At 66.9% G+C, this 7,981-nt stretch carries 7 protein-coding genes and 1 pseudogene; 2 read left to right on the plus strand and 6 right to left on the minus strand.

Annotated features, from left to right (window positions below; genetic code table 11):
* Nucleotides 1–316: 316 nt before the first annotated feature.
* On the minus strand, nucleotides 317–523 hold the full coding sequence (locus A8G08_RS23615) for a hypothetical protein (protein ID WP_068279633.1): 207 nt from the start codon (nucleotides 521–523) through the stop codon (nucleotides 317–319).
* Between the two features lie 314 nt (nucleotides 524–837).
* A complete protein-coding gene (locus A8G08_RS23620; protein WP_068279636.1) occupies nucleotides 838–2,226 on the minus strand; it encodes a class II 3-deoxy-7-phosphoheptulonate synthase in 1,389 nt (462 codons plus the stop codon).
* Nucleotides 2,227–2,455: 229 nt separating this feature from the next.
* Between A8G08_RS23620 and A8G08_RS23625 the strand changes: the two genes are divergently transcribed.
* On the plus strand, nucleotides 2,456–3,904 hold the full coding sequence (locus tag A8G08_RS23625; protein WP_068279639.1) for a wax ester/triacylglycerol synthase domain-containing protein: 1,449 nt from the start codon (nucleotides 2,456–2,458) through the stop codon (nucleotides 3,902–3,904).
* A 37-nt stretch (nucleotides 3,905–3,941) separates the two neighbouring features.
* Here A8G08_RS23625 and A8G08_RS23630 read toward each other — a convergent pair whose 3' ends face one another.
* Nucleotides 3,942–4,430, minus strand: a complete 489-nt coding sequence (locus tag A8G08_RS23630) for a polyadenylate-specific 3'-exoribonuclease AS (RefSeq protein ID WP_068279646.1) — start codon at nucleotides 4,428–4,430, stop codon at nucleotides 3,942–3,944.
* 92 nt (nucleotides 4,431–4,522) lie between these two features.
* On the opposite strand from A8G08_RS23630, the gene A8G08_RS23635 reads away from it, so the two are divergent.
* Entirely contained in the window at nucleotides 4,523–5,794 is a 1,272-nt protein-coding gene (locus A8G08_RS23635) for a glycosyltransferase 87 family protein (RefSeq protein WP_084436794.1), read from the plus strand.
* A gap of 33 nt (nucleotides 5,795–5,827) precedes the next feature.
* Here A8G08_RS23635 and A8G08_RS23640 read toward each other — a convergent pair whose 3' ends face one another.
* The 3 genes and pseudogenes from A8G08_RS23640 to A8G08_RS27670 form a co-directional block, all read right to left on the minus strand.
* The gene (locus tag A8G08_RS23640) at nucleotides 5,828–6,553 is read right to left on the minus strand and encodes a lysophospholipid acyltransferase family protein (RefSeq protein ID WP_068279651.1); all 726 of its coding nucleotides are present in this window, start codon (nucleotides 6,551–6,553) and stop codon (nucleotides 5,828–5,830) included.
* Between the two features lie 169 nt (nucleotides 6,554–6,722).
* Nucleotides 6,723–7,703, minus strand: a complete 981-nt coding sequence (locus A8G08_RS23645) for an ROK family protein (RefSeq protein WP_068279653.1) — start codon at nucleotides 7,701–7,703, stop codon at nucleotides 6,723–6,725.
* Nucleotides 7,700–7,981: pseudogene (locus A8G08_RS27670) on the minus strand (hypothetical protein); the annotation flags it as partial. The gene A8G08_RS23645 and the pseudogene A8G08_RS27670, both read right to left, overlap by 4 nt.

Genomic DNA, 7,981 nt, shown 5'->3' on the forward strand with positions numbered 1-7,981 from the left:
ATGTTCGCTTTCTAATCTCAGAGCGTGCTGCAGACACTGCAGTCGCGATCGGCCGTCGTTGATGACATGGGCAGCGTGTCGAGTCTGGATATGCGGTCGGGTCGGCCAGCGATCGAGCCCGGGCCGCAAGGTCACGCTTGTCTCGGTGCCGTGATCCCGGATCGCGCGGCGATTGCGAGGTCACCCCCGGCCTCCGCCGGACGGCGACACGAAATCGTCTCCGTGCCGCTCGCCCACGCGGGTCAAGCCGAGTCAGGATCTGCAACACCCTGATTTATCAAGGGTTCGATCCGATACCGGGCTGGCGCAGATGGATTCAGCCGTTGAAACTGCCGGTGCTAATCCCCGCCATCTCGATCAAGTCCTGCAAGGTCAACCCGCCTTCACACCCCAAGCCCGTCGGATTGCCGGTGCAGGTTTGCCCGTCGTTGTCGGTTTGGATGGACCCAGTGTCTTGGGCCTGGGCAACGCCGGCACCAAGCAAGGGAAGAACGAGGGCTGCCATGAAGATCAACTTGCGCATTTATGTCCACTTTCCGGTCTCATAGCGTGCGGCTGTCAGCGCAGTCCAAGACCGGTCCTGATACGACCGACGACAGGGACTGCCTCGAGCAGCACCGGGCGGACGGGTGGCGACAGAGCGAGTACGGGATCGCCGACGGCCCTTGACGTCCCGTCCTTCGTGCCCGGCGTGCTGAGTGGTCTTCGACACACCATGCTTCGCCGTTACCGCATTGTTACCGCGCCGTTATCAACGCTGAGCCGAGGCTGAATTGCGAACTGCCGAGCGGCAAGTCACGCCTGGTGGGCCCGGTCAATCTCGCCCGGTGGAACCGGTCAATCTCGCAGCATCTCCGCGACGAGGAACGCCAACTCCAGCGACTGCTGGGTGTTCAGGCGCGGGTCGCAGGCGGTCTCGTAGCGTCCCGACAGGTCCAGATCGGAAATGTCCTGTGCGCCACCGAGGCATTCGGTGACGTTTTCGCCGGTCAGCTCGATGTGGATGCCGCCCGGATGCGTGCCGAGCGCGTGGTGCACCTCGAAGAATCCCTGCACCTCGTCCACGACGCGGTCGAAGTGACGGGTCTTGAATCCGGTCGACGACTCGTGGGTGTTGCCGTGCATCGGATCGCACTGCCAGATCACCTGATGGCCGGTGGCCTGCACCTTCTCGACGATCGCCGGAAGTACTTCGCGCACCTTGCCGTTGCCCATGCGGGACACGATGGTGAGGCGGCCGGGCTTGTTCGTCGGATCGAGCTTCTCGACATACTCGACGGCGAGCTCCGGCGTGGTGCTCGGGCCGATCTTGATGCCGATCGGGTTGCCCAGCAGTTCCGCGAACGCGACATGCGCGCCGTCGAGCTGACGGGTGCGCTCGCCGATCCACAGGAAGTGCGCGGACAGGTCGTACAGCACCGGGTTGCCGGATGCGTCCTCGGACAGGCGCAGCATGGCCCGCTCGTAGTCGAGGACAAGCGCTTCGTGGCTGGCGAAGATCTTGGCGGACTGCAGGTTCGGGTCGGTGACCCGGCAGGCGTCCATAAAGCGCAGACCACGGTCGATCTCGGAAGCGAGTGCCTCGTACCGCGCACCGGCCGGCGAATTGCGGACGAATTCGCGGTTCCAGTCGTGCACCCGGTGCAGGTCGGCCAGTCCGGCGCCGGTGAGCGCACGCACCAGGTTCATCGCTGCGCTGGCATTCGCGTAGGCGCGCACGAGCCGGGACGGGTCGTGCACACGCACGGCCTCATCGGCGACCAGCGAGTTCACCATGTCACCGCGGTAGGACTGCAGGCCGAGCGCATCGATGTTGGAAGAGCGCGGCTTCGCGTACTGCCCGGCGATGCGGGCGACCTTGACCACCGGCAGGCTCGCGCCGTAGGTGAGCACGACGGCCATCTGCAGCAGCGTGCGGATGTTGCCGCGGATGTGGGGTTCGGTGTTATCGGCGAAGGTCTCGGCGCAGTCCCCGCCCTGCAGCAGGAATGCTTCGCCGCGCGCGACCTCGGCGAGCCGGTCCGAAAGCTCCTCGACCTCGGCCGGGACACAAATCGGCGGCACGCTCTCGAGCACGGTGCGCATGGCCGCTGCCTGTTCCTCCGGCCAGGACGGCTGCTGGAGGGCCGGTTTCGCCAACGCTACGTCGAGCTGAGTGCGCAGCTCGGGCGGCAGCGGCGGCAGTTCGGGCAAGCGGTCGATCGGAACGTCGACAGTCCAGTTCACGCTTATAGAGTATTCGCCTTTCTGCCCACCCAAGGTGGCGGGATCGTGACACCCGGACCGTGCTAACGCGATGTTCAGCGGCATTCCACCACGAGATGCGCGCCGATATCCCGCATATGCCGCTCGTCATCCCCAATTCCGCCGAACGGCAGTGGTATGGCGAGATACTGATGAATCTGGGGACACCCGCAGGACCAATTGCGCTCGTTCACTGGTCAGGAGACAACCGATGACCGAAAAGCCCAGCAATATCACCGGCACTCCGGCCGACCGTCCGCTGGATTGGGCCAACAGCAGGGTCATGAGTCCCGCAGACGCAATCATGTGGCGCGCCGACGACGACCGGCGGTTCCGGGCGCCCGTTTTCGCTGTCGAGTTGTACGACTGCGTGCCCGAGTGGAACCGCTTCGTCGCTGCGGTCGACTGGGCGAGCCGGATGGTGCCCCGGATGCGCGAGCGCGTCATCGACTCGCCGTTCGGTGTCGGTGTGCCCACCTGGGCCGTCGACGCAGATTTCGACCTGAACTACCACCTGCGCCGCGCGGCGGTGCCGGGCGACGGGACATGGAGCGAACTGCTGAACGCTGTCGAAGCGATCGCTATGACACCGCTCGATCACGCCCGGCCACCGTGGGAGGCATACCTGTTCACCGGCTTGCCCGACGAAAAGGCGGCGTTTGTGGTGAAGGTGCATCATGCGGTCGCGGACGGGATGAGCACCGTGCTCGGGATGAGCATGCTGCGGTCTACGACGCGCGAGCACCAGCTCGACAAGCCGCAACCGCCCGCGGCGAGGCCCGAACAGCCCGGCCCCAGCGCAGTGATCGGCAACCAGCTCGCCGCGTCGGCGAGGCTGGTCCCAACGATCCTCGGCGCGCTCGGTGATGGCGCGCGGTCGTTTACCGACCCGGTCGGATCGGTGCGAAAAGCGATCGACTTCGGCCTGTCTGCGCGGCGGGTATCCGGCTTGGCAAGCCCGCCTCACTCCCCGCTGCTCGCCAAGCGCAGCCTGTCCTGGCGGTTGAGCACCTTCGACATCAGGTTCGTCGACCTGCGCGCGGCGAGCAAGATTGCCGGCGCGTCGTTCAATGACGCCTACCTCGCGGGAATTACCGGCGCGATGCGGCTCTACCACGAAAAACTCGGCCACCCCATCGACGTGATGCCGCTTGCGTTGCCGATATCGCTACGGGCCGAGGGCGACGCCGCGGGTGGCAACAAGATCACCGTGGGCCGGGTTGCGGCACCGGTGTCGATCGTCGATCCGGTCGAGCGGATGCACAACATCCGCGAGCAGGTACTCCTGGCCCGAACCGAACCGGCTGCGGGTCTTATCGAGGCCGTCGGCCCGGTACTGGCCTGGTTGCCGTCGGAGCTGCTCGGTTTCGCGGGCAAGACAACCTCGGTCAACGATGTGCAGGCCAGCAATGTGCCCGGGATACGCCACGACACCTTCATGGCCGGCGCGAAGGTCGAACGGAGCTATCCGTTCGGGCCGCTGCCCGGCTGCGCGGTGATGGCCACGATGCTGACGCACGGCTCCACCGGCTGCCTCGGGATCAACCACGATGCCGCCGCGATCACCGAGCCGGAGCTGTTCTTCGATTGCGTCGTGGACGGTTTCGGCGAGGTCCTCGCGCTGGCCCCCGACGCCGAACCAGTGTTCCGACGGGTGTGAACAACGACCGGCGCGCCGCCTGCTCGGCTACCGGTGCTCAGCGGCGGCGAGCGACCTCGATCGCCTCGAACTTCGCCAGATTGTGCCGGGCATCGACGAGAGCATCGTGCGAACCGTCCGGGACCGGCGGGAGTTCCGGGGAGCCGTGCAGCTCCCAGTGCTGCTTCAGTTCGCGGGTGTAGCGCGGCATCGAGTTGGGCAGCGCGGTCATCGGGCCCCACAGCTGGCACAACGCCACATGGTCGTACGCGGCAACCCAGGCCCACAGCTCCGGCACGATGGTGGGGCGGGGCACGAAGAACGCGAGCAACTCATCGCGGATCTTTTCCCGGCTGCGCCATGCCCCCGATCCGGGCGACGGCAGCTTCGGGAGCACATTGCGGCGCACCCAAGGCCCAGCGCGGTCCGGATCAAACTCGGTCGAAACCGCGTAGTATTCACGGCCGTCCTCGGCAACGACGCCGATCGATACCAGGTCGATTGTGCGACCATCCTCGATGAACTCGCAGTCATAGAAGTAGCGCACGCACGGACCCTATGCCAACCTCAGCAGTCGGAGCGCATCGACCTGCGCACATGCAGTGGAACGACATCCGATCAGTGCAGCGAGAGGAACACGTGACCGACACGACGTCGCCCGCACCCAGCGCGGTCAGCGGCCGCAACCGGGTACTGCTCACCGGGCTCGCGGTCGCCGGAATTGTCGGCGCGGTTGTGGGTGTCGTCTATCACCTTGCCGGCCTACCCTGGCTCGGTCGCCCGTTCGGCGATTACTACCGGATCGACCTCGACGTGTACCGCATCGGCGGCACTGTGTTCGCGCATGGCGCCGAGGTTTACGGCCAGTTACCCCCCACCAAGATCGGCAATCCGCTGCCGTTCACCTATCCCCCGCTCGCGGCGATCTCGTTCGGCCCGATGTCGTGGGTGAGCCTCGCACAGGCGAGCGTGGTGATGACAGCGCTGTCGCTGGTCGCGCTGTTCGCCGCCATCGCACTCGTGCTGCGCTCGCACGACCTGAGCTGGGCCGCGACCGCGGTGTGGGGCGGTGGCTTTGCACTGGGATTGTCGCTGCTGGCCGAACCGGTGTACTCGACGCTCGACTACGGCCAGGTCAACCTGATTCTGATGGCCCTCGTGCTGGCCGACTGCCTGCCGAAACGCACGCCGTGGCCGCGCGGCCTGCTGATCGGTTTCGTGGCCGCGTTCAAGCTCACACCTGCGGTGTTCGTGCTCTACCTGCTGCTCCGGCGGGATTTCCGCGCAGTCGTTGTCTCCGGGATCAGCTTCGTCGTGTTCACAGCGCTCGGCTTCGTGCTGGCCTTCGGCGATTCGGCGAAGTACTGGACCGAGATCCTTCCGGACTCGAACCGGATCGGCCGCCCCGCGTATCCGTCGAACCAGAGCATCACCGGGTTCCTCGCGCGGCTCGGCGTCGAGGACCTGCGCACCCCGCTGTGGCTGTTGGCAGCCCTGGCGGTGCTGGCCCTCGCGATCGTGGCAATGCGCCGCGCCCTCGCGGCTGGCGACCCTGCGCTGGCCCTGTGCGCCAACGCGCTGGCCGGGCTACTGATCTCGCCGGTCTCCTGGTCGCACCACTGGGTGTGGGCGATCCCGATCCTGCTGACGATGACGATCGTCGCCTATCGTCGCCGCAGCGTGCTGTTCGCCGGCTGGGCAGTGCTGGGCGCGCTGATGTTCAACTACGCCGCGCACTGGCGCCTCGCGCCGGGCCGCTACGACGGACTCAACTGGCCGATCGCCGACCAGCTGCTCGCCTCGTCTTATGTGTGGTGGGGGCTGGGCACCCTGGTCATTCTCGCGTTCGCGCGGCCGCAGCGAGTCGCTCGCCGCAGCGCAGACCCCGAAATGCAAACCGTCGCGGCGTGATTCGCCGCGACGGTTGAAAGAACGGGTAGAAGCTCAGCTGGCGCGGGTGTCCGGGATCCGGTCCGCGGTGATCTTCTTGTCCTCGCCTGGGTTCTTCTTCAGCGACGCCGCGTAGACGTCGACGTACTCCTGGCCGGACATCTTCATCAGCGCGTACATCACCTCGTCGGTGACCGCACGCTCGACGAAACGGTTGCCGCCCATGCCTTCGTAGCGGGAGAAATCGATCGGCTTGCCGATCTTCACGGTCACCTTGTGCCGACGCCACTTGAACGGCCCGGGAGGGCTCACCTCGAAGGTGCCGACTACCGCGACCGGAATGACGGGTACCCCGGTCTTCAGCGCGATGCGCGCCATACCGGTCTTGCCCTTGTACAGCCGCCCATCCGGGGAACGCGTGCCCTCGGGGTACAGCCCGACCAGCTTGCCCTCGTCGAGCAGTCGCGACGCCGTCGCAAGCGCGTTGTCGGCGGCGGAGGCGCCGCTCCGATCGATCGGAACCTGCCCGGCACCGCTGTAGAACATCTTCTGCAGCCAGCCCTTGAAACCGGGCGTGGTGAAGTACTCACTCTTGGCCAGGTACGTGACGCGGCGAGGCACCATCAGCGGCGTGAACAACCAGTCGGCGATGGAAAGGTGATTACCGGCGAAGATGGCCGGCCCATCGGTGGGGACGTTCTCCAGTCCTTCGACACTCGGTCGGTTGTAGAACGCGATGAAGGGCCCTACAAACACGAACTTGAGCAGCCAATAGAACATGGCGTCCTTTCGAGATCAATCGCTCCGCAGGCTCCGCTCGGGCGGCTCCGACCGGGCAGATGAGCGTGCATCAAACTGTACCGAGCATGACGAGGACCAGCCACACAACTGGGATCGGTTGGAGTACAGATCACACCTCGAGGGCGGTCGGCGTGATCTCAGGTCGCGCTCAGGCCTTCGAGAGTGCCGACCTCGCGAGTTCCGCGGCACCGATCATCGCGGCCGCTTCGCCGAGCTGGGTGGTCCGGATCCGGGCGAGCGGCCGATGCCCCGCGCCGGTCACGAGCGCGGCATAGCGCTCGCGCGCCTCGTCCAGAAACAGCGGTGCCGACGTGCTCACGCCACCCGCGATCACCACCAGATCGGGGTCGTAGATGTCACCGACGATCGCCAGTCCGATCCCGAGCCAGCGCGCGAACTCGGCGACGGCCCGCTCCGCGATGCGATCACCGTCCTGCGCCGCCGCGGCGACACGTCGGCCGGTGAGCGAGCCCGGGTCGCGGAACTCCTCGCGCGCCAGGATCGTCGACTTCGACGGGTCGGCGGCAAGCAGTTCGATCGCGGTCTCGGCCAGCGCGGTCCCACTGCAGTAGCGCTCCCAGCACCCACGCTTGCCGCACGCGCAGGCGCGCCCGTCGGGCACCACCTGGATATGCCCAAGCTCGGGCGCGACACCGTGGCTGCCCCGGTAGAGCACGCCGTCCACAAGCAAGGCGGCACCGATACCGGTGCCGATCGCCACCATGACCACGTTGTGTCCGCCCGCCGCGGACCCGAACTTGTGCTCGGCCCACATCGCCGCGTTCACGTCGTGTTCGAGGAGCACCGGCAGGCCGAGCCGGCGGCCGAGGTCGCGGGCGACGGGCGCGTCGACCCAGGGCAGGTGCGGCGCGAACCGCACAGTCGTTCGGTCGAGCGTGATGAATCCGGCCACCGCCAGCCCGACGGCCCCGATGTGGTGCCGGCCCGCGAGCTCGCGCACGGCGTGGTCGAGGCCGTCCTCGAGCGCCTTCGCCGAGTGCGGGGTCGGCGCCTGCGTGGTGTCGAGCACCTGACCGGACGGGTCGACGACCGAGGCGCGCAGACTCGTGCCGCCGACATCGATGCCGACGGTCAGCTCGGCTTCCGCGCCCGGGGCGCGCGTCTTCATGTCTTGATCGTGACGGGTATCGGCTTGTACTGCTTGGAATCGGCAACCTCCGCCGTTCCGCGCGAATCGTCCTCCGGCGTCGCGGCGCGCTCCGGCGCGGTGTGATCGTCGCCTTCAGGCCAGATCGGATCGACCGGCACACCGGCCAGCGCCTCGCGCAGGACGGTCACCATCGCGGTGCCGTGCTCGGCCAGCGAGGCCACTACCTCGTGGTGCTCACCTCGGATCAGGGCGACCGCGGCGCACAGCGGGCACCACGAGCAGCTCGACCATTCCGC

This window comes from Aldersonia kunmingensis (assembly GCF_001646865.1).
Classification (GTDB): Bacteria; Actinomycetota; Actinomycetes; order Mycobacteriales; family Mycobacteriaceae; genus Aldersonia; species Aldersonia kunmingensis.